Genomic DNA, 23,504 nt, shown 5'->3' with positions numbered 1-23,504 from the left:
ACATGGCAAACTTTTTTATTCGACGACCGATATTTGCATGGGTGCTGGCCATTATTCTGATGATGGCGGGCGCACTGGCGATCCTACAATTGCCCGTCGCCCAGTATCCAACCATTGCGCCGCCTGCGGTTTCTGTTTCGGCAAACTATCCGGGTGCTGATGCGCAGACCGTGCAGGATACAGTGACGCAGGTTATCGAACAGAATATGAACGGTATCGATAACCTGATGTATATGTCCTCCACCAGCGATTCCGCCGGTAGCGTGACAATTACCCTTACCTTCCAGTCCGGGACCGATCCTGATATCGCGCAAGTACAGGTGCAGAACAAACTCCAGCTCGCCACGCCGTTGCTGCCGCAGGAGGTTCAGCAGCAGGGGATCAGTGTTGAAAAGTCCAGTAGCAGCTATTTGATGGTGGCGGGCTTTGTCTCTGATAACCCTGGCACCACACAGGACGATATCTCGGACTATGTGGCCTCTAACGTTAAAGATACGCTTAGCCGTCTGAATGGCGTCGGTGACGTACAGCTTTTCGGCGCACAGTATGCGATGCGTATCTGGCTGGACGCCGATCTGCTAAACAAATATAAACTGACACCGGTTGATGTGATTAACCAGTTGAAGGTACAGAACGATCAGATCGCTGCCGGACAGTTGGGCGGAACGCCAGCGTTACCAGGGCAACAGTTGAACGCCTCGATTATTGCTCAGACGCGGTTAAAAAATCCGGAAGAATTCGGCAAAGTGACCCTGCGCGTAAACAGTGACGGCTCGGTGGTGCGTCTGAAAGATGTCGCACGGGTTGAACTTGGCGGTGAAAACTATAACGTTATCGCTCGCATCAACGGAAAACCGGCGGCGGGCCTGGGGATTAAGCTGGCAACCGGCGCGAATGCTCTCGATACCGCGAAAGCCATTAAGGCAAAACTGGCGGAATTACAGCCATTCTTCCCGCAGGGAATGAAGGTTCTTTACCCTTATGACACCACGCCTTTCGTCCAGCTTTCTATCCAGGAAGTGGTGAAAACGCTGTTCGAAGCCATTATGCTGGTATTCCTGGTGATGTATCTGTTCTTGCAGAACATGCGGGCAACATTGATACCCACCATTGCTGTACCTGTCGTGTTGTTAGGGACATTTGCCATACTCGCCGCTTTTGGTTACTCCATCAATACGCTAACGATGTTTGGGATGGTACTTGCCATCGGACTTCTTGTTGATGATGCGATAGTCGTTGTGGAGAACGTCGAGCGCGTAATGATGGAGGATAAACTCCCCCCCAGAGAAGCGACGGAAAAATCGATGTCGCAAATCCAGGGCGCGCTGGTAGGTATCGCGATGGTACTGTCGGCGGTATTTATTCCGATGGCATTCTTCGGTGGCTCAACAGGGGCAATTTATCGCCAGTTCTCTATCACTATTGTTTCAGCAATGGCGCTTTCAGTACTGGTTGCGCTGATTCTCACCCCCGCGTTATGTGCAACATTGCTGAAACCAGTCTCTGCCGAGCATCACGAAAATAAGGGAGGATTCTTCGGCTGGTTTAACACCACTTTCGATCATAGCGTTAATCACTACACCAATAGCGTTGGCAAAATCCTCGGTTCCACAGGGCGATATTTACTGATCTATGCGCTGATTGTTGCAGGAATGGTGGTGTTGTTTTTACGTCTTCCGTCTTCCTTCTTACCTGAAGAGGATCAGGGTGTCTTTCTGACCATGATTCAGTTACCCGCTGGCGCGACGCAAGAGCGGACGCAAAAAGTGTTGGATCAAGTGACGGATTACTATCTGAAGAACGAGAAAGCGAACGTTGAAAGTGTCTTTACAGTTAACGGCTTTAGCTTCAGCGGCCAGGCACAAAACGCCGGTATGGCCTTCGTCAGTCTGAAACCGTGGGAAGAGCGTAGTGGTGACGAAAACAGTGCGGAAGCAGTAATCCATCGTGCCAAAATGGAATTGGGCAAGATCCGCGACGGTTTTGTCATTCCATTTAATATGCCAGCCATTGTTGAACTGGGCACGGCAACGGGTTTCGACTTTGAGTTAATTGATCAGGCTGGGCTGGGTCACGATGCCCTGACCCAGGCCCGTAACCAGTTGCTTGGCATGGCGGCGCAACATCCTGCCAGCTTAGTCAGCGTGCGCCCTAATGGCCTGGAAGACACCGCGCAGTTTAAACTGGAAGTTGACCAGGAAAAGGCGCAGGCATTAGGTGTTTCACTTTCTGACATCAATCAGACCATTTCAACGGCGTTGGGTGGGACTTACGTTAACGACTTCATCGACCGTGGTCGCGTGAAAAAGGTGTATGTTCAGGCGGATGCCAAATTCCGTATGCTGCCAGAAGATGTCGATAAACTTTATGTCCGCAGCGCCAACGGCGAAATGGTGCCATTCTCTGCCTTTACCACTTCACATTGGGTGTATGGCTCTCCGCGACTGGAACGCTACAACGGTCTGCCGTCAATGGAGATTCAGGGGGAAGCCGCGCCAGGAACCAGTTCCGGCGATGCTATGGCGTTGATGGAAAACCTTGCGTCAAAATTACCGGCGGGCATTGGTTATGACTGGACGGGTATGTCATATCAGGAACGTTTATCGGGAAACCAGGCTCCCGCTCTGGTAGCAATTTCCTTTGTGGTTGTTTTCCTGTGCCTTGCTGCACTCTATGAAAGCTGGTCAATTCCTGTCTCGGTTATGTTGGTCGTGCCGTTAGGGATTGTCGGCGTGCTACTGGCGGCAACACTCTTTAATCAAAAAAATGACGTCTACTTTATGGTGGGCTTGCTAACGACAATTGGCTTGTCGGCCAAAAACGCTATTTTGATTGTTGAGTTCGCTAAAGATCTCATGGAGAAAGAGGGTAAAGGTGTTGTTGAAGCGACACTAATGGCAGTACGTATGCGTCTGCGTCCTATCCTGATGACCTCTCTCGCCTTTATTCTCGGCGTATTACCGCTGGCTATCAGTAACGGGGCCGGCAGTGGCGCGCAAAACGCAGTCGGTATCGGGGTAATGGGCGGAATGGTCTCTGCAACGTTGCTGGCAATCTTCTTCGTGCCAGTGTTCTTTGTGGTGATCCGTCGATGCTTTAAAGGATAAATCAGAAACATAAAGGCGCTTTCAGGCGCCTTTTTTATTTTCAGTGAACCCCATAAAAATTAATAAGATATTCTTCTTCTCACTCTTTAAAAACTTTCTATAGTTCCCGCTCCCTTCACTATTTTTACAATTCACATAAATTGTCATTATTCATTCCGCAAGATTTATAACCTCCAGTGATAAAATGGCATTCAGCTCGTTAATAAGAGAGTTAACTTATTAAGCGTTAGCGTTTATTACTGAGGTAACACCATGAAAAGATTAATTCCTGTGACATTGCTCACCGCATTGCTGGCGGGCTGTGCTCACGATTCGCCCTGCGTTCCGGTTTATGACGATCAGGGTCGTCTGGTTCACACCAATACCTGTATGAAAGGCACGACTCAGGATAACTGGGAAACGGCTGGGGCTATTGCCGGCGGGGCAGCAGCTGTTGCTGGCCTGACGATGGGGATCATCGCTCTGTCGAAATAACTAAACAGGGCGCGGAGCTCCGCGCTCTTTTTAACGATACAGTATCTTTCCATAAGATAAAATATTGCTATATTCTGCTGGGTAATTCCCTGCTGATTTAGCATGTTATATCACGTTATTTCGCTGCTTTCGAAATAACGCATCAATTTAACTTTCACACATCCCACCAGAAATATACTCACGCTAATAATCATTATTCTGCTTAGTAAAAAACGCGTAAATATTTTGCGCCAAAATGTGGCGCATGTTCCATTTTCGCACCATTGCGGGGCGCTGTTTTTATTATTTCCTGTCTACACTCAGCTTATTGCGACGCGAAATCGTGCGCAAAAGCTGGCACTACTTTTGCTTATAAGAGGATGGCCACAGACAGGTAAAAGACGTTTCCCAAACGTCCTATAACGATAATTTTCGCCTCACAGGAAGCATTATGAAAAAGATGATGATAGCCACACTGGCTGCCGCCAGCGTGCTGCTTGCCGTTGCAAATCAGGCGCATGCTGGCGCGACGCTTGATGCCGTTCAGAAAAAAGGTTTTGTGCAATGCGGGATCAGTGATGGATTACCTGGGTTCTCTTATGCCGATGCTGACGGTAAGTTTTCAGGTATTGATGTAGATGTTTGTCGTGGCGTTGCCGCTGCTGTATTCGGTGACGATACGAAAGTGAAATATACCCCGCTCACTGCAAAAGAACGCTTCACCGCTTTACAGTCAGGGGAGGTGGATTTGCTCTCCCGTAATACGACCTGGACTTCATCTCGCGATGCCGGGATGGGAATGGCATTTACTGGCGTCACTTATTACGACGGCATTGGCTTCCTGACGCACGATAAAGCGGGGCTAAAAAGCGCGAAAGAACTGGATGGCGCTACCGTCTGCATTCAGGCGGGGACTGATACCGAACTCAACGTCGCCGATTACTTCAAGGCAAATAATATGAAGTACACGCCAGTAACCTTCGATCGCTCAGACGAATCAGCGAAGGCTCTGGAATCGGGCCGCTGCGATACTCTGGCCTCGGATCAATCACAACTGTATGCCCTGCGCATCAAATTAAGCAACCCAACTGAATGGATTGTCTTACCGGAAGTTATCTCTAAAGAACCACTTGGGCCGGTAGTTCGTCGTGGCGATGATGAATGGTTCTCGATTGTACGCTGGACGCTTTTCGCCATGCTGAATGCTGAAGAGATGGGCATCAATTCCCAGAACGTCGATGAAAAAGCGGCTAATCCAGCAACGCCTGATATGGCACATCTGCTGGGTAAAGAAGGCGATTACGGCAAGGATCTGAAGCTGGATAATAAATGGGCCTTTAACATCATCAAACAGGTGGGTAACTACTCGGAAATTTTCGAGCGTAACGTAGGTTCAGAAAGCCCGCTGAAAATTAAACGTGGGCAAAATAATCTATGGAATAACGGCGGTATTCAGTACGCGCCGCCCGTGCGTTAAGTCGGTGTGAGGTAACGAGCGTCGCTACGGCGGCGCTCTCTTCAGCGTTATGCTTTCCGAGGTTTCTATGTCTCATCGCCGCTCAACCGTTAAAGGCTCACTCTCTTTTGCCAACCCTACGGTTCGCGCCTGGTTATTCCAGATCCTTGCCGTTGTTGCTGTTGTCGGCATTATTGGTTGGTTATTTCACAACACTGTAACGAATCTCAGTAATCGCGGCATAACATCAGGATTTGCTTTTCTTGACCGCGGGGCCGGTTTTGGCATCGTTCAGCATTTGATTGATTATCAGCAAGGCGACACTTACGGACGCGTTTTTATTGTCGGCCTGCTCAATACGCTACTGGTTTCTGCATTGTGTATTGTGTTCGCTTCTGTTTTGGGCTTCTTTATCGGTCTGGCGAGACTTTCGGATAACTGGCTGCTACGAAAGCTTTCCACAATTTATATTGAGATCTTCCGTAATATTCCGCCATTGCTGCAAATCTTCTTCTGGTACTTTGCCGTATTGCGCAATTTGCCCGGACCACGACAGGCAGTGAGCGCACTGGATTTGGTGTTTCTGAGCAATCGTGGGCTTTATATTCCGTCGCCGCAGCTGGGAGATAGGTTTCTTGCGTTTATCCTGGCTGTTGTTATAGCTATAGTCCTTTCTGTTGGGCTATTCCGCTTTAATAAAACACACCAGATAAAGACCGGACAGCTGCGCCGCACCTGGCCGATCGCCGCAGTGTTGATCATTGGTTTGCCTTTACTGGCGCAATGGCTTTTTGGCGCAGCACTACACTGGGATGTCCCAGCCCTACGAGGCTTTAACTTCCGCGGCGGGATGGTTTTAATTCCTGAACTGGCAGCCTTAACGCTGGCACTTTCGGTTTATACCTCTGCATTTATCGCCGAGATTATCCGCGCTGGGATCCAGGCAGTGCCTTATGGTCAACATGAAGCTGCTCGGTCACTGGGATTACCCAACCCGGTTACGCTACGCCAGGTCATTATTCCCCAGGCACTGCGGGTGATTATTCCACCGTTAACCAGCCAGTATCTCAACATCGTCAAAAACTCCTCTCTTGCCGCCGCGATTGGCTATCCCGATATGGTTTCGCTGTTTGCTGGCACCGTGCTGAACCAGACGGGGCAAGCCATCGAGACGATAGCCATGACCATGTCGGTCTATCTGATTATCAGCCTGACTATCTCGCTGCTGATGAATATCTATAACCGCCGCATCGCGATCGTTGAACGCTAAGGAGTCATGATGACAAAAGTATTGCTGTCTCATCCCCCGCGCCCGGCGAGCCATAACTCAAGCCGCGCGATGGTGTGGGTGCGAAAAAATCTGTTCTCCAGCTTGAGCAATAGCCTACTGACTATTGGCTGCATATGGTTGATGTGGGAACTGATCCCACCGTTGCTGAACTGGGCATTTTTGCAGGCTAACTGGGTTGGCTCAACGCGTGCCGACTGCACAAAAGCCGGTGCCTGTTGGGTCTTCATCCACGAACGATTTGGTCAGTTTATGTATGGGCTTTACCCACACGACCAACGCTGGCGAATTAACCTCGCATTACTGATTGGGCTTGTGTCGATCGCACCAATGTTCTGGAAAATACTCCCGTATCGCGGTCGCTATATTGCGGTATGGGCGGTGATTTACCCACTGATTGTCTGGTGGCTGATGTATGGCGGGTTTCTTGGTCTTGAGCGGGTTGAAACCCGGCAATGGGGCGGGCTGACGCTAACTTTAATTATTGCATCAGTTGGGATTGCGGGGGCGCTGCCGTGGGGGATCTTACTGGCGTTAGGTCGCCGCTCCCATATGCCGATTGTGCGTATCTTATCGGTCATTTTTATCGAGTTCTGGCGCGGCGTACCGCTGATTACCGTATTGTTTATGTCTTCGGTCATGCTGCCGTTGTTTATGGCAGAAGACACCAGTATCGACAAATTGATCCGCGCGCTGGTTGGCGTGATCCTGTTTCAGTCAGCATATGTTGCGGAAGTCGTGCGAGGCGGATTACAGGCGCTGCCTAAAGGGCAATATGAAGCGGCAGAGTCGCTGGCGTTGGGTTACTGGAAAACCCAGGGGCTGGTTATTATGCCACAGGCGTTGAAGCTGGTGATTCCTGGGCTGGTAAATACCATCATCGCACTCTTCAAAGATACCAGCCTGGTGATCATCATCGGGTTGTTCGATCTTTTCAGTAGCGTTCAGCAGGCAACCGTTGATCCCGCCTGGTTGGGTATGTCGACGGAAGGGTATGTTTTCGCCGCGCTGATCTACTGGATCTTCTGTTTCAGCATGTCACGTTATAGCCAACATCTGGAAAAACGTTTTAACACCGGGCGTACACCGCATTGAGGACACTATGAGCCAAATTTTACTGCAACCTGCTAACGCGATGATTACGCTGGAAAACGTCAATAAATGGTATGGACAATTCCATGTTTTGAAAAATATAAATTTAACCGTGCAACCGGGAGAACGGATCGTTCTGTGTGGCCCTTCTGGTTCCGGTAAATCGACAACCATTCGTTGTATTAATCATCTGGAAGAACATCAACAGGGACGGATCGTGGTGGATGGCATCGAACTTAATGAAGATATCCGCAATATTGAGCGCGTCAGGCAGGAAGTGGGAATGGTCTTTCAGCATTTCAATCTCTTCCCTCATCTGACCGTGTTGCAGAACTGTACCCTGGCACCGATTTGGGTACGCAAGATGCCAAAGAAAGAGGCTGAAGCTCTGGCGATGCATTACCTTGAGCGGGTGAGAATTGCCGAACATGCCCAGAAGTTTCCCGGACAGATTTCTGGTGGTCAGCAGCAACGTGTTGCCATAGCACGTTCGCTGTGTATGAAGCCGAAAATTATGTTGTTTGATGAGCCAACGTCGGCGCTCGATCCTGAGATGGTGAAAGAGGTGCTGGATACGATGATTGGGCTGGCGCAGTCGGGTATGACAATGTTGTGTGTAACACATGAGATGGGGTTTGCACGAACCGTCGCTGACCGGGTGATTTTTATGGATCGTGGGGAAATAGTGGAGCAAGCTGCACCTAATGAATTTTTTGCGCATCCTAAATCAGAGCGTACGAGGGCATTTTTATCGCAGGTAATCCATTAATTGAATGTTAGTTCGAAAAGCAAAAAGGCCATCCTTTCGGATGGCCTTTCGCTTGATTTGATGTCTGGCAGTTCCCTACTCTCGCATGGGGAGACCCCACACTACCATCGGCGCTACGGCGTTTCACTTCTGAGTTCGGCATGGGGTCAGGTGGGACCACCGCGCTACTGCCGCCAGACAAATTCTTTTCTAATCTGCCGAACTTTAACCTAAAAAGTGGTGCTGATACCCAGAGTCGAACTGGGGACCTCACCCTTACCAAGGGTGCGCTCTACCAACTGAGCCATATCAGCACGCTAAATTTGATGCCTGGCAGTTCCCTACTCTCGCATGGGGAGACCCCACACTACCATCGGCGCTACGGCGTTTCACTTCTGAGTTCGGCATGGGGTCAGGTGGGACCACCGCGCTAAGGCCGCCAGGCAAATTCTGTTTCATTAACCCGCTTGTCGCCGGTTAATCTAATCTGTATCAGGCTGAAAATCTTCTCTCATCCGCCAAAACATCTTCGGCGTTGTAAGGTTAAGCCTCACGGTTCATTAGTACCGGTTAGCTCAACGCATCGCTGCGCTTACACACCCGGCCTATCAACGTCGTCGTCTTCAACGTTCCTTCAGGACCCTCAAGGAGTCAGGGAGAACTCATCTCGGGGCAAGTTTCGTGCTTAGATGCTTTCAGCACTTATCTCTTCCGCATTTAGCTACCGGGCAGTGCCATTGGCATGACAACCCGAACACCAGTGATGCGTCCACTCCGGTCCTCTCGTACTAGGAGCAGCCCCCCTCAGTTCTCCAGCGCCCACGGCAGATAGGGACCGAACTGTCTCACGACGTTCTAAACCCAGCTCGCGTACCACTTTAAATGGCGAACAGCCATACCCTTGGGACCTACTTCAGCCCCAGGATGTGATGAGCCGACATCGAGGTGCCAAACACCGCCGTCGATATGAACTCTTGGGCGGTATCAGCCTGTTATCCCCGGAGTACCTTTTATCCGTTGAGCGATGGCCCTTCCATTCAGAACCACCGGATCACTATGACCTGCTTTCGCACCTGCTCGCGCCGTCACGCTCGCAGTCAAGCTGGCTTATGCCATTGCACTAACCTCCTGATGTCCGACCAGGATTAGCCAACCTTCGTGCTCCTCCGTTACTCTTTAGGAGGAGACCGCCCCAGTCAAACTACCCACCAGACACTGTCCGCAACCCGGATTACGGGCCAACGTTAGAACATCAAACATTAAAGGGTGGTATTTCAAGGTCGGCTCCATGCAGACTGGCGTCCACACTTCAAAGCCTCCCACCTATCCTACACATCAAGGCTCAATGTTCAGTGTCAAGCTATAGTAAAGGTTCACGGGGTCTTTCCGTCTTGCCGCGGGTACACTGCATCTTCACAGCGAGTTCAATTTCACTGAGTCTCGGGTGGAGACAGCCTGGCCATCATTACGCCATTCGTGCAGGTCGGAACTTACCCGACAAGGAATTTCGCTACCTTAGGACCGTTATAGTTACGGCCGCCGTTTACCGGGGCTTCGATCAAGAGCTTCGCGTTACCGCTAACCCCATCAATTAACCTTCCGGCACCGGGCAGGCGTCACACCGTATACGTCCACTTTCGTGTTTGCACAGTGCTGTGTTTTTAATAAACAGTTGCAGCCAGCTGGTATCTTCGACTGATTTCAGCTCCACGAGCAAGTCGCTTCACCTACATATCAGCGTGCCTTCTCCCGAAGTTACGGCACCATTTTGCCTAGTTCCTTCACCCGAGTTCTCTCAAGCGCCTTGGTATTCTCTACCTGACCACCTGTGTCGGTTTTGGGTACGATTTGATGTTACCTGATGCTTAGAGGCTTTTCCTGGAAGCAGGGCATTTGTCGCTTCAGCACCGTAGTGCCTCGTCATCACGCCTCAGCCTTGGTTTTCCGGATTTGCCTGGAAAACCAGCCTACACGCTTAAACCGGGACAACCGTCGCCCGGCCAACATAGCCTTCTCCGTCCCCCCTTCGCAGTAACACCAAGTACAGGAATATTAACCTGTTTCCCATCGACTACGCCTTTCGGCCTCGCCTTAGGGGTCGACTCACCCTGCCCCGATTAACGTTGGACAGGAACCCTTGGTCTTCCGGCGAGCGGGCTTTTCACCCGCTTTATCGTTACTTATGTCAGCATTCGCACTTCTGATACCTCCAGCAACCCTCACAGGCCACCTTCACAGGCTTACAGAACGCTCCCCTACCCAACAACACATAGTGTCGCTGCCGCAGCTTCGGTGCATGGTTTAGCCCCGTTACATCTTCCGCGCAGGCCGACTCGACCAGTGAGCTATTACGCTTTCTTTAAATGATGGCTGCTTCTAAGCCAACATCCTGGCTGTCTGGGCCTTCCCACATCGTTTCCCACTTAACCATGACTTTGGGACCTTAGCTGGCGGTCTGGGTTGTTTCCCTCTTCACGACGGACGTTAGCACCCGCCGTGTGTCTCCCGTGATAACATTCTCCGGTATTCGCAGTTTGCATCGGGTTGGTAAGTCGGGATGACCCCCTTGCCGAAACAGTGCTCTACCCCCGGAGATGAATTCACGAGGCGCTACCTAAATAGCTTTCGGGGAGAACCAGCTATCTCCCGGTTTGATTGGCCTTTCACCCCCAGCCACAAGTCATCCGCTAATTTTTCAACATTAGTCGGTTCGGTCCTCCAGTTAGTGTTACCCAACCTTCAACCTGCCCATGGCTAGATCACCGGGTTTCGGGTCTATACCCTGCAACTTAACGCCCAGTTAAGACTCGGTTTCCCTTCGGCTCCCCTATTCGGTTAACCTTGCTACAGAATATAAGTCGCTGACCCATTATACAAAAGGTACGCAGTCACCCCATTAAGAGGCTCCCACTGCTTGTACGTACACGGTTTCAGGTTCTTTTTCACTCCCCTCGCCGGGGTTCTTTTCGCCTTTCCCTCACGGTACTGGTTCACTATCGGTCAGTCAGGAGTATTTAGCCTTGGAGGATGGTCCCCCCATATTCAGACAGGATACCACGTGTCCCGCCCTACTCATCGAGCTCACAATATGTGCATTTTTGTGTACGGGGCTGTCACCCTGTATCGCACGCCTTTCCAGACGCTTCCACTAACACACACACTGATTCAGGCTCTGGGCTCCTCCCCGTTCGCTCGCCGCTACTGGGGGAATCTCGGTTGATTTCTTTTCCTCGGGGTACTTAGATGTTTCAGTTCCCCCGGTTCGCCTCATTAACCTATGGATTCAGTTAATGATAGTGTGTCGAAACACACTGGGTTTCCCCATTCGGAAATCGCCGGTTATAACGGTTCATATCACCTCACCGACGCTTATCGCAGATTAGCACGTCCTTCATCGCCTCTGACTGCCAGGGCATCCACCGTGTACGCTTAGTCGCTTAACCTCACAACCCGAAGATGTTTCTTGCGATTCATCATCGTGTTGCGAAAATTTGAGAGACTCACGAACAACTCTCGTTGTTCAGTGTTTCAATTTTCAGCTTGATCCAGATTTTTAAAGAGCAAAACTTCGCAGTGAACCTTTGCAGGTACACTCTGAAGTATTTTTTATTTAATCACTACAGAGATGGTGGAGCTATGCGGGATCGAACCGCAGACCTCCTGCGTGCAAAGCAGGCGCTCTCCCAGCTGAGCTATAGCCCCATAACATGTAGTTAAAACCTCTTCAAATTTGCGGTGCAAATTTGGTAGGCCTGAGTGGACTTGAACCACCGACCTCACCCTTATCAGGGGTGCGCTCTAACCACCTGAGCTACAAGCCTGTAGAGGTTTTACTGCTCATTTTCATCAGACAATCTGTGTGAGCACTGCAAAGTACGCTTCTTTAAGGTAAGGAGGTGATCCAACCGCAGGTTCCCCTACGGTTACCTTGTTACGACTTCACCCCAGTCATGAATCACAAAGTGGTAAGCGCCCTCCCGAAGGTTAAGCTACCTACTTCTTTTGCAACCCACTCCCATGGTGTGACGGGCGGTGTGTACAAGGCCCGGGAACGTATTCACCGTGGCATTCTGATCCACGATTACTAGCGATTCCGACTTCATGGAGTCGAGTTGCAGACTCCAATCCGGACTACGACGCACTTTATGAGGTCCGCTTGCTCTCGCGAGGTCGCTTCTCTTTGTATGCGCCATTGTAGCACGTGTGTAGCCCTGGTCGTAAGGGCCATGATGACTTGACGTCATCCCCACCTTCCTCCAGTTTATCACTGGCAGTCTCCTTTGAGTTCCCGGCCGGACCGCTGGCAACAAAGGATAAGGGTTGCGCTCGTTGCGGGACTTAACCCAACATTTCACAACACGAGCTGACGACAGCCATGCAGCACCTGTCTCACGGTTCCCGAAGGCACATTCTCATCTCTGAAAACTTCCGTGGATGTCAAGACCAGGTAAGGTTCTTCGCGTTGCATCGAATTAAACCACATGCTCCACCGCTTGTGCGGGCCCCCGTCAATTCATTTGAGTTTTAACCTTGCGGCCGTACTCCCCAGGCGGTCGACTTAACGCGTTAGCTCCGGAAGCCACGCCTCAAGGGCACAACCTCCAAGTCGACATCGTTTACGGCGTGGACTACCAGGGTATCTAATCCTGTTTGCTCCCCACGCTTTCGCACCTGAGCGTCAGTCTTCGTCCAGGGGGCCGCCTTCGCCACCGGTATTCCTCCAGATCTCTACGCATTTCACCGCTACACCTGGAATTCTACCCCCCTCTACGAGACTCAAGCTTGCCAGTATCAGATGCAGTTCCCAGGTTGAGCCCGGGGATTTCACATCTGACTTAACAAACCGCCTGCGTGCGCTTTACGCCCAGTAATTCCGATTAACGCTTGCACCCTCCGTATTACCGCGGCTGCTGGCACGGAGTTAGCCGGTGCTTCTTCTGCGGGTAACGTCAATGAGCAAAGGTATTAACTTTACTCCCTTCCTCCCCGCTGAAAGTACTTTACAACCCGAAGGCCTTCTTCATACACGCGGCATGGCTGCATCAGGCTTGCGCCCATTGTGCAATATTCCCCACTGCTGCCTCCCGTAGGAGTCTGGACCGTGTCTCAGTTCCAGTGTGGCTGGTCATCCTCTCAGACCAGCTAGGGATCGTCGCCTAGGTGAGCCTTTACCCCACCTACTAGCTAATCCCATCTGGGCACATCCGATGGCAAGAGGCCCGAAGGTCCCCCTCTTTGGTCTTGCGACGTTATGCGGTATTAGCTACCGTTTCCAGTAGTTATCCCCCTCCATCAGGCAGTTTCCCAGACATTACTCACCCGTCCGCCACTCGTCAGCAAAGCAGCAAGCTGCTTCCTGTTACCGTTCGACTTGCATGTGTTAGGCCTGCCGCCAGCGTTCAATCTGAGCCATGATCAAACTCTTCAATTTAAAAGTTTGATGCTCAAAGAATTAAACTTCGTAATGAATTACGTGTTCACTCCTGAGACTTGGTATTCATTTTTCGTCTTGCGACGTCAAGAATCCGTATCTTCGAGTGCCCACACAGATTGTCTGATAAATTGTTAAAGAGCAGTTGCGACGCGGCTTTCAGCTCACTGTCGCGAGGTGGCGTATATTACGCTTTCCTCTCTCAGAGTCAACCCTGAATTTCAGGATTTTTCTCTTTGTTGTTACGACTATCTTGTGAAGTGTTTCACGTTGTCGTCTCAACGGAGGCGCATTATAGGGATCCCAATTTTTTGCACAAGTACTTTTTTGATCTTTTTTTCTGTTTGTTGTTTTTTCACCCTTTTTGCTGCATTCGCACACAAAACGGTGCTTTTTTGCATACTAAAAGACTTGCACAAGGCCAATAATGTACCCAAAGTCATTAGTAAATCATTTATTGTTGAGGTGAGTATGTCTGATGTTTTACGCCCATACCGCGATCTTTTTCCACAAATCGGTCAGCGCGTAATGATCGACGATAGCAGCGTCGTGATTGGTGACGTTCGTCTGGCTGATGATGTGGGGATCTGGCCGCTCGTTGTGATTCGTGGAGATGTACATTATGTACAGATCGGAGCACGCACCAATATCCAGGATGGCAGTATGTTGCATGTCACTCATAAATCCTCGTACAACCCAGCTGGCAACCCATTAACCATTGGCGAAGATGTCACTGTTGGTCACAAGGTGATGCTCCACGGCTGCACCATTGGCAATCGAGTTTTGGTTGGGATGGGCTCAATTTTACTTGATGGCGCAATAGTAGAAGATGATGTGATGATTGGTGCGGGTAGCCTGGTCCCACAAAATAAACGGCTGGAGAGCGGATATCTGTATCTCGGTAGCCCCGTCAAACAGATCCGCCCGTTAAGTGATGAAGAGAAGGCTGGGTTACGCTATTCCGCAAATAACTACGTGAAATGGAAGGACGAATATATGGATCAGGGTAACCACACCCAACCTTGATCATCTTCACTTTGTTCCTGAATTAAGTTTTCCGCTTCTTCTTCCAGGTCCCAGCGATGCTGACGAAAACTCGCTAACCACTGTTCTGGCGTATCTCCAGTAAAGCGATACGCCAGACTCTCGCCAGAGATCGCACATGTCAGTTGCATACCATTCACGAGAGCGGGAAAACATACACATTTTTTACTCTCGTTCCACTCTTCCCTATCCGGAAACTGGATGGCCTGATTCACGCTGACAACTCCTGTTGCAATAGTTTGATGACCGGTTCTACATCAGGCAGAACGCCATGCCAAAGAAGGAAGGCATGAGCCGCTTGTGCCACCAGCATTCCTAAACCATCAGCAGTACGTTTTGAGCCTCGCTGCTCACACCATGCCAGAAAAGGAGTTTTTCCTTTCTGATAGAACATGTCATAGCAATAAATGCCTGGATGAATGAGCGATGGCGGGATCGCCGGAATATCACCACTGATGCCACTGGATGTTGCATTAATAATGAGATCAAACTCATGACCTTCCAGTTCGTCCATACCCAACGCGTGAATACTGCCAGTGTGCGCAAACAATTTAGCCAACTCTTCCGCGCGGGATACCGTCCGATTAGTGATTGTCACCGCACAGTCCAGGGAAAGGAGTGGCAGTAGTACGCCGCGAGATGCTCCACCAGCGCCAATGAGCAGAATACGTAAACCAGGACGGATAAAAGACAGACGTTCCAGATCGCTTAACAAACCTATACCATCGGTATTGTCACCCAGCAGGCGTCCATCTTCTAACCGCTTGAGGGTATTAACAGCACCAGCCAACGCTGCCCGTTCAGTAAGCTCATCCGCTCTGGCAAAAGCCTCTTCTTTAAAAGGTACCGTCACATTCGCACCTTTACCACCAGCACTAAAGAAAGTGTTCAGTGTGTTGATGAAATCATTGATGGGTGCCAACACACGCCCATAGGGATGTTCAATATTCAGTTGCTGAGCAAATTGCTGATGAATGAATGGCGATTTGCTGTGGGCTATCGGATTACCAAAAACAGCATAGGTTTCCATTATGTTACCCCTGTCGAAACAGTTCACCCGTCAGGGCATCGCGGATTTCTGAAGGATTTAAACGCCCCCCCGTTTCACCAGGCACAACCGGGAACGCAGCGCCAAATTGTGCGCGAACTTCGTCTACTGTTCGACAAGGTGGCAATCCACTCAAGTTGGCACTGGTAGAAACCAGCGGTTTACCATAAGCCTGGCACAAAGCAACCACCAACGGATGGTCGGTGACTCGTACAGCAAGCGAATCAAAGCGGCCCGTCAACCAGCGCGGTGTTGTCGCAGGCGCGGGAAAGACAAAGGTGACAGGACCTGGCCAGCGGGAAAAAATGGTTTCACGCTGCGCGTCAGTCAGCATGGTGTCATCAATATAGGGTTTAAGCTGCTCGTAATTTGCCGCGATTAAAATCAGCCCCTTATCAACCGGACGCCGTTTTAACTCCAACAGTCTCATCACTGCTGTTTCGCTATCAGGATCGCACCCGACACCGAAAACGGCTTCCGTTGGATAGGCGATGACACGTTCTTCATTGAGGACATCTATCGCAGCTGCGATAGCGTCTCCTTGCAGGTTATTATTCACGTTATTATTCCGCCGAAATCGGCTTTCCACATTGTTTACTGGCACAAAAGTGTTTTACACCCTGCGCGGTTTTCTTTTCGATGAGTAGCGGATAATGGCACTCAGGGCATTCTCCAGCTATGGGTTTGAAGTTAATGGCAAATTGACACTCCGGGTAGCGATCACAGGAGTGAAATGTTTTGCCATAACGGGAGCGGCGCTGAACCAGATGGCCCGTCCGGCATTGGGGGCATGTAATTGCTGTTTCGTCCGGTTTATCGATAAGTTCGGTATGTTCGCATTCAGGGTAGTTACTGCAACCAATAAACATACCAAAGCGTCCCTGGCGTAATACCAGATTTGCGCCACATGCAGGGCAAACCTGCCCCTCCAGAACTTTGACAATATGTCCATCCGCTGAAGATTTCAGAGGACGGACGTAGTCACACGCCGGATACTGTGAGCATCCAAGAAACGGACCGTGTTTCCCGGATCGAATAACTAGTTCAGCCCCGCACTTTGGGCAGGACTCATTATTACGCACCGTGAACAGTGCTGATTTCGCCATAACTACTTATGCTGAATTAAAGAAATGATTAATGCAGCATACCTTCATTCACTTCAAAGAGTAATTCTTCCATTTGCTGGTACGCATTTTCGCAGCCCGGAATATTGAACAACACCATCAGGATTACCCATTTCAGGTCTTCCAGGTCGAACTCAGCGGTATCCAGCGCGAGCACTCGCTCTATCACCATTTCACGGGTTTCAAGGTTAAGCACCTGAATTTGCTCAAGGAAAAGCAGAAAACCACGACAGCTGGCATCCAGTCTTTCACACTCTTCAGGGGTATAAATACGCATGGAGAGTGGATCAGAGGCCAGTTGCATCGGTTCTGCCAGTCCTTCCTGATAATCCGCAAGCTTTTCCAGCCAAAGCAGGGCATTATAGATATCTTCTCGATCAAATCCTGCGTCGGTAAGATCCTGTTCAAGTTTGTCTTGATCCACACGCAACTCAGCTTCTGTGTGAATATAGGTTTCAAACAAATACATTAGTACGTCGAACATGGCATGCCCTCCTCAATCGGACATAGCCGCCGGGTACAGCTGCGATCCATCCTGCTAACTCCAGTTCGAGTAGTTGAGTAACTACCTCTGGCACAGGTTGGCCGGCACGTTCAGCGACGACGTCAACAGGTGTTACCTCATCTCCTACGTTAGCCAGGAGCTCAGGAAATGGCAATGCCACGTCTTCCTGATCTGGTGAATAAAATGAATTTTCAGGGGCGTCTGGCAACCAGTGCAATCCAAATTGCAAGTTTTCCAGAATTTCTTCCGGTTCCGTCACAAGAATCGCACCTTGTTTTATTAACCAGTGAGGCCCTTCGCTTCCCGGATTCCCTATTGGACCTGGCAAAGCAAAAACTTCACGCCCCTGCTCAAGCGCACAACGTGCTGTCACCAGCGAACCACTGCGCAAAGCCGCTTCCACCACCAGTACACCTTTACTTAGACCACTGATAATGCGATTTCTTCGTGGGAAATTGTAAGCAAGGGGTGGAACATCGAGGGGAAATTCCGAGACGAGAGCACCACCTTGCTCAAGTAGACTGGCAGCCAGTGGAGCATGGCGGCGGGGATGAATGGTATTAAGTCCATTCCCCAATACAGCAATGCTAACGCCATTTACCTGTAAGGCCGCTTTATGCGCCACACCATCGATTCCACGCGCCAGTCCACTCGTAATTGTCACTCCACGCGTCGCCAGAGTTTCGCAAAATAATCGTCCCCATCGCTCGCCATACCATGAATGCGCCCGACTCCCCACTACGGCAAGCTGAAATGAATGCAACGCGTGCAGTTCTCCTTCAACAAACAGTGCGCCGGGGTAATCTGTCGTCGCCAGAAGTTGAGGAGGATAAAATTCGCTGTCCGCAGGGATTAAATGATGGTTGGGTTGCTCCAACCAACAAAGTGAGCTTTCGATACTCTTTCGCGGAAATGAAAGAAAGCGTTGTGCCTGCCGCAATGTAAGCCCTGTTTGCTGCAATACAACCGCATCAATATGCGACTGTTTTGCCAGCCAGTGAGCTATACGGACCATATCATCGCCATACAAGCTGCTGATGCTAATTAAACGCAGCCAAATTTCTGTATCGACCATCCTTATCTCCCTGCCATAAGCAGCCTTAGCAATCTTTGCGATTGGTCAGTGATGCTGTCAATCAGAGGGGGATTTGTCTAGAATAGAAGAAATAATCTTTCTAACTCCTGAACACATCTCTGGAGATTTATGTCAGTTTTGCAAGTGTTACATATTCCGGACGAGCGGCTTCGCAAAGTTGCTAAACCGGTAGAAGAAGTGAATGCAGAAATTCAGCGTATCGTCGATGATATGTTCGAGACGATGTACGCAGAAGAAGGTATTGGCCTGGCGGCAACCCAGGTTGATATCCATCAACGTATCATTGTAATTGATGTTTCGGAAAACCGTGACGAACGGCTGGTGTTAATCAATCCGGAGCTTTTAGAAAAAAGCGGCGAAACAGGCATTGAAGAAGGTTGCCTGTCGATCCCTGAACAACGTGCTTTAGTGCCACGCGCAGAGAAAGTTAAAATTCGCGCCCTGGACCGCGACGGTAAACCATTTGAACTGGAAGCAGACGGTCTGTTAGCCATCTGTATTCAGCATGAGATGGATCACCTGGTCGGCAAACTGTTTATGGATTATCTGTCACCGCTGAAACAACAACGTATTCGTCAGAAAGTTGAAAAACTGGATCGTCTGAAAGCCCGGGCTTAAGGATAAGAATTAACGTGTCAGAATCACTACGTATTATTTTTGCGGGTACACCTGACTTTGCAGCGCGTCATCTCGACGCGCTGTTGTCTTCTGGTCATAACATCGTTGGCGTGTTTACCCAGCCAGACCGACCGGCAGGACGCGGTAAAAAACTGATGCCCAGCCCGGTTAAAGTTCTGGCTGAGGACAAAGGTCTGCCCGTTTTTCAACCTGTTTCCCTGCGTCCACAAGAAAACCAGCAACGGGTCGCCGATCTGCAGGCTGATGTTATGGTCGTCGTCGCCTATGGTTTAATTCTGCCTAAAGCTGTGCTGGAGATGCCGCGTCTTGGCTGTATCAACGTTCATGGTTCACTGCTGCCACGCTGGCGCGGTGCTGCACCAATCCAACGCTCACTATGGGCGGGTGATGCAGAAACTGGTGTGACCATTATGCAAATGGATGTTGGTTTAGACACCGGTGACATGCTTTATAAGCTCTCCTGCCCGATTACTGCAGAAGATACCAGTGGTACGCTGTACGACAAACTGGCAGAGCTTGGCCCACAAGGGCTTATTACTACGTTGAAACAACTGGCAGACGGCACGGCGAAACCAGAAGTTCAGGACGAAACTCTTGTCACTTACGCCGAAAAGTTGAGTAAAGAAGAAGCGCGTATTGACTGGTCACTTTCGGCAGCACAGCTTGAACGTTGCATTCGCGCTTTCAATCCATGGCCAATGAGCTGGCTGGAAATTGAAGGGCAGCCGGTTAAAGTCTGGAAAGCATCTGTCATCGATACGACAACAAAGGCTGCGCCAGGAACAATCCTTGAAGCCAATAAACAAGGCATTCAGGTCGCGACAGGTGATGGCATCCTGAATCTGCTCTCAATGCAACCTGCAGGTAAGAAAGCGATGAGCGTGCAAGACCTCCTGAATTCTCGTCGGGAATGGTTTGTACCGGGCAACCGTCTGGCCTGATAGTCCACTCTTCTAAGCCCGGTCTTACCGGGCATCTTTATATTTATACTTATGAAAAAACAACGTAATTTACGTAGCATGGCGGCCCAGGCCATTGAACAAGTCGTTGAGCAAGGGCAATCACTGAGCAACATTCTGCCACCGCTCCAGCAAAAAGTTTCCGATAAAGATAAAGCTCTTCTCCAGGAGTTATGCTTTGGCGTACTGCGTACGCTCTCACAGTCAGACTGGCTGATTAATAAGCTAATGGCCCGTCCGATGACAGGCAAACAGCGTACTGTTCATTACCTGATTATGGTTGGTTTGTATCAACTGCTTTATACCCGCATTCCACCTCATGCCGCGCTGGCTGAAACGGTTGAAGGCGCAGTTGCAATTAAGCGCCCGCAACTTAAGGGATTGATTAACGGTGTATTACGTCAGTTCCAGCGTCAGCAAGATGAGTTATTAGCCGAGTTTAATGCCAGTGATGCACGTTATCTGCATCCTTCCTGGTTGCTGAAGCGTCTGCAAAAGGCGTATCCCGAGCAGTGGCAATCCATCGTCGAAGCCAATAACCAGCGTCCGCCAATGTGGCTGCGCGTTAATCGTACGCATCATTCCCGCGACAGCTGGCTTGCATTGCTGGATGAAGCAGGAATGAAAGGTTTCCCGCATGCGGATTACCCTGATGCTGTACAGCTGGAAACACCTGCACCTGTTCATGCGCTACCCGGTTTTGAAGAAGGATGGGTTACCGTTCAGGATGCTTCAGCACAAGGTTGCATGACCTGGCTTGCTCCACAAAATGGTGAACACATTCTGGATCTTTGCGCCGCCCCAGGCGGTAAAACAACGCATATTCTTGAGGTTGCTCCAGAGGCGCAAGTTCTGGCGGTCGATATTGATGAGCAGCGCCTCTCTCGCGTTTACGACAATTTAAAACGCCTTGGTATGAAGGCAACCGTAAAACAAGGTGATGGCCGTTACCCTTCCCAATGGTGTGGTGAGCAACAGTTCGATCGCATTTTATTAGATGCACCTTGTTCGGCAACTGGTGTAATTCGTCGCCATCCGGATATTAAATGGTTACGCCGCGATCGCGATATCCCAGAACTCGCGCAGTTGCAGTCTGAAATTCTCGACGCCATCTGGTCGCATTTAAAATCCGGAGGAACCCTGGTCTATGCCACCTGTTCGGTGTTACCGGAAGAGAATAGCCTGCAGATTAAAGCCTTTTTGCAACGTACCGCTGATGCCGAACTTTGCGAAACAGGAACACCAGAGCAACCGGGTAAACAAAATTTGCCCGGTGCCGAAGAGGGCGACGGCTTCTTTTACGCTAAGCTAATCAAAAAGTGATGAGATAACGGGTCGCGACTGATGAAAATTATCATTCTGGGTGCCGGCCAGGTTGGCGGCACACTGGCGGAAAACCTGGTTGGCGAGAACAACGATATTACTGTTGTCGATACCAACGGTGAGCGTCTGCGGACCTTACAGGATAAATTTGACCTGCGAGTCGTGCAGGGGCATGGCTCTCATCCACGCGTATTGCGGGAGGCAGGTGCCGACGACGCCGATATGCTGGTTGCTGTAACCAGTTCAGATGAAACCAATATGGTTGCCTGCCAGGTAGCCTACTCACTTTTCAACACCCCTAATCGCATCGCTCGTATCCGCTCACCAGACTACGTGCGCGATGCCGATAAGCTATTTCATTCAGATGCTGTTCCGATTGATCATCTGATCGCACCAGAGCAGTTGGTTATCGATAATATTTACCGACTGATTGAGTATCCCGGCGCATTGCAGGTGGTGAACTTCGCTGAGGGTAAAGTCAGCCTGGCTGTGGTTAAAGCCTATTATGGCGGCCCGCTGATTGGTAATGCACTTTCGACCATGCGCGAACATATGCCACATATCGATACTCGTGTGGCAGCAATTTTCCGCCACAATCGCCCCATTCGTCCGCAAGGTTCGACCATTGTTGAAGCTGGTGATGAAGTGTTCTTTATTGCCGCTTCACAGCATATCCGCGCGGTGATGAGTGAATTACAGCGACTGGAAAAACCGTATAAGCGGATCATGCTGGTTGGTGGCGGTAATATCGGTGCAGGGCTGGCGCGTCGTCTGGAAAAAGATTACAGCGTTAAACTCATCGAACGTAATCAGCAGCGCGCTGCCGAACTGGCGGAAAAGTTGCAGAATACGATCGTCTTTTTTGGTGATGCGTCGGATCAAGAACTGCTGGCCGAAGAACATATCGATCAAGTTGATCTGTTTATTGCCGTCACCAACGATGACGAGGCCAATATCATGTCCGCCATGCTTGCCAAACGTATGGGTGCGAAAAAGGTGATGGTATTGATCCAACGTCGCGCTTATGTGGATCTGGTTCAGGGGAGCGTGATCGATATTGCGATTTCACCACAACAAGCAACTATTTCTGCGTTGCTTAGCCATGTGCGAAAAGCAGATATTGTTGGTGTTTCCTCATTACGCCGCGGCGTAGCAGAAGCTATTGAAGCCGTTGCTCACGGTGATGAAAGCACCTCACGCGTTGTCGGCAGAGTCATTGACGAAATCAAGCTACCGCCAGGAACGATTATTGGAGCGGTGGTACGTGGAAACGATGTGATGATTGCCAATGACAATCTGCGCATTGAGCAAGGCGATCACGTAATTATGTTCCTCACAGATAAAAAGTTTATTACCGACGTCGAAAGACTCTTCCAGCCAAGTCCTTTCTTCTTGTAATTAATAAGGCGTCTAATGACGCCTTATTATTTCCCTTTGATTATTAAGGATTAATTAAATCCATTCCTGGCAGGAAAATGGCTTAACATTTGTTAGACTTATGGTTGTCGGCTTCATAGGGAGAATAACATGAGCATTATTAAAGAATTTCGCGAATTTGCGATGCGCGGGAACGTGGTGGATTTGGCAGTGGGTGTCATTATCGGAGCGGCATTCGGGAAGATTGTATCTTCACTGGTTGCCGATATCATCATGCCACCTCTGGGCTTATTAATTGGCGGGATCGACTTTAAACAGTTTGCTGTCACGCTACGCGAGGCCCAAGGGGATATCCCTGCTGTTGTGATGCATTACGGTGTCTTCATTCAAAACGTCTTTGATTTTCTGATAGTGGCCTTTGCCATCTTTATGGCGATTAAGCTAATCAACAAACTGAATCGGAAAAAAGAAGAACCAGCAGCAGCAACACCTGCACCAACTAAAGAAGAAGTATTACTGACAGAAATTCGTGATTTGCTGAAAGAGCAGAATAACCGCTCTTAACAAGCGTCTGAAAGCAGAAGGCCAGTGGTAAAAAAGTGATTTACTTTCTTGCCACTGGCCTCCCAGTTCCCCCGATTGCCATGTTTTCCTTTTCGCATGTAACTGCCTTTCCCTTTCTTATTTTTCTCTACTCGCTGTCGGAATAAGGGATCATGTAGTAATGCTTCTATCGCATTATCCTTTATCTGCCCTTTAGTATGCTGATATCGGCTCATAAAAACTCCAGTTGGTTATTTAACGGCGCGAGTGT

General features: G+C 49.9%; 19 protein-coding genes, 3 tRNA genes and 4 rRNA genes. 12 read left to right on the top strand and 14 right to left on the bottom strand.

The annotated features are described in order from the left end of the window. Positions 1-2: 2 nt before the first annotated feature. The 6 genes from acrF to HBM92_RS02330 all read left to right on the top strand — a co-directional run bounded on the left by acrF (position 3) and on the right by HBM92_RS02330 (position 8,165). A complete protein-coding gene (gene acrF, locus HBM92_RS02355; RefSeq protein WP_001273256.1) occupies positions 3-3,107 on the top strand; it encodes a multidrug efflux RND transporter permease subunit AcrF in 3,105 nt (1,034 codons plus the stop codon). Positions 3,108-3,359: 252 nt separating this feature from the next. Continuing rightward, entirely contained in the window at positions 3,360-3,581 is a 222-nt protein-coding gene (locus tag HBM92_RS02350) for a membrane protein (RefSeq protein ID WP_000825647.1), read from the top strand. A 430-nt stretch (positions 3,582-4,011) separates the two neighbouring features. Further along, complete coding sequence (locus tag HBM92_RS02345) at positions 4,012-5,037, top strand: amino acid ABC transporter substrate-binding protein (RefSeq protein WP_000738586.1); 1,026 nt, start codon at positions 4,012-4,014, stop codon at positions 5,035-5,037. Between the two features lie 67 nt (positions 5,038-5,104). Beyond that, on the top strand, positions 5,105-6,286 hold the full coding sequence (locus HBM92_RS02340) for an amino acid ABC transporter permease (protein WP_001443219.1): 1,182 nt from the start codon (positions 5,105-5,107) through the stop codon (positions 6,284-6,286). 9 nt (positions 6,287-6,295) lie between these two features. Then, positions 6,296-7,399: an amino acid ABC transporter permease gene (locus HBM92_RS02335; protein ID WP_001443220.1), complete on the top strand. Its 1,104-nt coding sequence runs from the start codon at positions 6,296-6,298 to the stop codon at positions 7,397-7,399. 7 nt (positions 7,400-7,406) lie between these two features. Further along, a complete protein-coding gene (locus tag HBM92_RS02330) occupies positions 7,407-8,165 on the top strand; it encodes an amino acid ABC transporter ATP-binding protein (RefSeq protein WP_000078346.1) in 759 nt (252 codons plus the stop codon). Between the two features lie 62 nt (positions 8,166-8,227). On the opposite strand, the gene rrf (HBM92_RS02325) is transcribed toward HBM92_RS02330, so the two are convergent. From rrf (HBM92_RS02325) to HBM92_RS02295, 7 genes are all read right to left on the bottom strand, one after another. Continuing rightward, positions 8,228-8,343 (bottom strand): 5S ribosomal RNA (gene rrf / locus HBM92_RS02325). A gap of 39 nt (positions 8,344-8,382) precedes the next feature. Next, positions 8,383-8,458 (bottom strand) — tRNA-Thr (locus tag HBM92_RS02320). A gap of 14 nt (positions 8,459-8,472) precedes the next feature. Beyond that, positions 8,473-8,588: ribosomal RNA gene (rrf, locus tag HBM92_RS02315) — 5S ribosomal RNA — on the bottom strand. Between the two features lie 95 nt (positions 8,589-8,683). Beyond that, a 23S ribosomal RNA gene (locus HBM92_RS02310) occupies positions 8,684-11,587 on the bottom strand. A 183-nt stretch (positions 11,588-11,770) separates the two neighbouring features. Next, positions 11,771-11,846 (bottom strand) — tRNA-Ala (locus tag HBM92_RS02305). A gap of 42 nt (positions 11,847-11,888) precedes the next feature. Beyond that, positions 11,889-11,965 (bottom strand) — tRNA-Ile (locus HBM92_RS02300). A gap of 68 nt (positions 11,966-12,033) precedes the next feature. Further along, positions 12,034-13,575, bottom strand: a 16S ribosomal RNA gene (locus HBM92_RS02295). The 16S, 23S and 5S rRNA genes sit together here with 3 tRNA genes alongside, the layout of an rRNA operon. A 471-nt stretch (positions 13,576-14,046) precedes the next feature. On the opposite strand from HBM92_RS02295, the gene HBM92_RS02290 reads away from it, so the two are divergent. After that, positions 14,047-14,601 carry a gamma carbonic anhydrase family protein gene (locus tag HBM92_RS02290; protein ID WP_001286206.1) on the top strand — a complete coding sequence of 185 codons (555 nt, stop codon included), beginning with the start codon at positions 14,047-14,049 and terminating at the stop codon, positions 14,599-14,601. Here HBM92_RS02290 and HBM92_RS02285 read toward each other — a convergent pair. From HBM92_RS02285 to dprA, 6 genes are read right to left on the bottom strand one after another with little or no spacing between them, the layout of a single operon-like run. Then, positions 14,577-14,834, bottom strand: a complete 258-nt coding sequence (locus HBM92_RS02285; RefSeq protein ID WP_001070581.1) for a DUF1488 domain-containing protein — start codon at positions 14,832-14,834, stop codon at positions 14,577-14,579. The genes HBM92_RS02290 and HBM92_RS02285 overlap by 25 nt on opposite strands. Further along, positions 14,831-15,649, bottom strand: coding sequence for a shikimate dehydrogenase (aroE, locus tag HBM92_RS02280; protein WP_000451246.1), 819 nt, complete (start codon positions 15,647-15,649; stop codon positions 14,831-14,833). Before aroE ends, HBM92_RS02285 begins: the two co-directional genes overlap by 4 nt. Positions 15,650-15,653: 4 nt before the next feature. Then, positions 15,654-16,226, bottom strand: a complete 573-nt coding sequence (gene tsaC / locus HBM92_RS02275; RefSeq protein ID WP_001296460.1) for an L-threonylcarbamoyladenylate synthase type 1 TsaC — start codon at positions 16,224-16,226, stop codon at positions 15,654-15,656. A gap of 4 nt (positions 16,227-16,230) precedes the next feature. Continuing rightward, positions 16,231-16,773, bottom strand: coding sequence for a type I DNA topoisomerase (locus HBM92_RS02270; RefSeq protein WP_001312137.1), 543 nt, complete (start codon positions 16,771-16,773; stop codon positions 16,231-16,233). A 28-nt stretch (positions 16,774-16,801) separates the two neighbouring features. Next, the gene (smg, locus tag HBM92_RS02265) at positions 16,802-17,275 is read right to left on the bottom strand and encodes a DUF494 family protein Smg (RefSeq protein WP_000460672.1); all 474 of its coding nucleotides are present in this window, start codon (positions 17,273-17,275) and stop codon (positions 16,802-16,804) included. Next, positions 17,247-18,371: a DNA-protecting protein DprA gene (gene dprA, locus HBM92_RS02260; RefSeq protein ID WP_000228508.1), complete on the bottom strand. Its 1,125-nt coding sequence runs from the start codon at positions 18,369-18,371 to the stop codon at positions 17,247-17,249. Before dprA ends, smg begins: the two co-directional genes overlap by 29 nt. 129 nt (positions 18,372-18,500) lie before the next feature. On the opposite strand from dprA, the gene def reads away from it, so the two are divergent. From def to mscL, 5 genes are all read left to right on the top strand, one after another. Continuing rightward, the gene (def, locus tag HBM92_RS02255) at positions 18,501-19,010 is read left to right on the top strand and encodes a peptide deformylase (protein WP_000114984.1); all 510 of its coding nucleotides are present in this window, start codon (positions 18,501-18,503) and stop codon (positions 19,008-19,010) included. 14 nt (positions 19,011-19,024) lie between these two features. Continuing rightward, on the top strand, positions 19,025-19,972 hold the full coding sequence (gene fmt, locus HBM92_RS02250; protein WP_000004425.1) for a methionyl-tRNA formyltransferase: 948 nt from the start codon (positions 19,025-19,027) through the stop codon (positions 19,970-19,972). 51 nt (positions 19,973-20,023) lie between these two features. Next, positions 20,024-21,313, top strand: coding sequence for a 16S rRNA (cytosine(967)-C(5))-methyltransferase RsmB (rsmB, locus tag HBM92_RS02245; RefSeq protein ID WP_000744773.1), 1,290 nt, complete (start codon positions 20,024-20,026; stop codon positions 21,311-21,313). A gap of 21 nt (positions 21,314-21,334) precedes the next feature. Next, the gene (gene trkA / locus HBM92_RS02240) at positions 21,335-22,711 is read left to right on the top strand and encodes a Trk system potassium transporter TrkA (RefSeq protein ID WP_000691387.1); all 1,377 of its coding nucleotides are present in this window, start codon (positions 21,335-21,337) and stop codon (positions 22,709-22,711) included. Between the two features lie 129 nt (positions 22,712-22,840). Further along, positions 22,841-23,254 carry a large-conductance mechanosensitive channel protein MscL gene (gene mscL, locus HBM92_RS02235; protein WP_000022450.1) on the top strand — a complete coding sequence of 138 codons (414 nt, stop codon included), beginning with the start codon at positions 22,841-22,843 and terminating at the stop codon, positions 23,252-23,254. Here the strand turns inward: mscL and arfA are convergent. Next, positions 23,251-23,469: an alternative ribosome-rescue factor ArfA gene (gene arfA / locus HBM92_RS02230; protein WP_000092695.1), complete on the bottom strand. Its 219-nt coding sequence runs from the start codon at positions 23,467-23,469 to the stop codon at positions 23,251-23,253. The genes mscL and arfA overlap by 4 nt on opposite strands. Between the last annotated feature and the right edge of the window lie 35 nt (positions 23,470-23,504).

Origin of the sequence: Escherichia sp. E.sYA108, from assembly GCF_011754335.1 — a bacterium.
GTDB classification, from domain to species: domain Bacteria; phylum Pseudomonadota; class Gammaproteobacteria; order Enterobacterales; family Enterobacteriaceae; genus Escherichia; species Escherichia coli.
The sequence above is the reverse complement of the archived record's forward strand: the minus strand, read 5'-3'. Positions and strand labels throughout refer to the sequence as shown.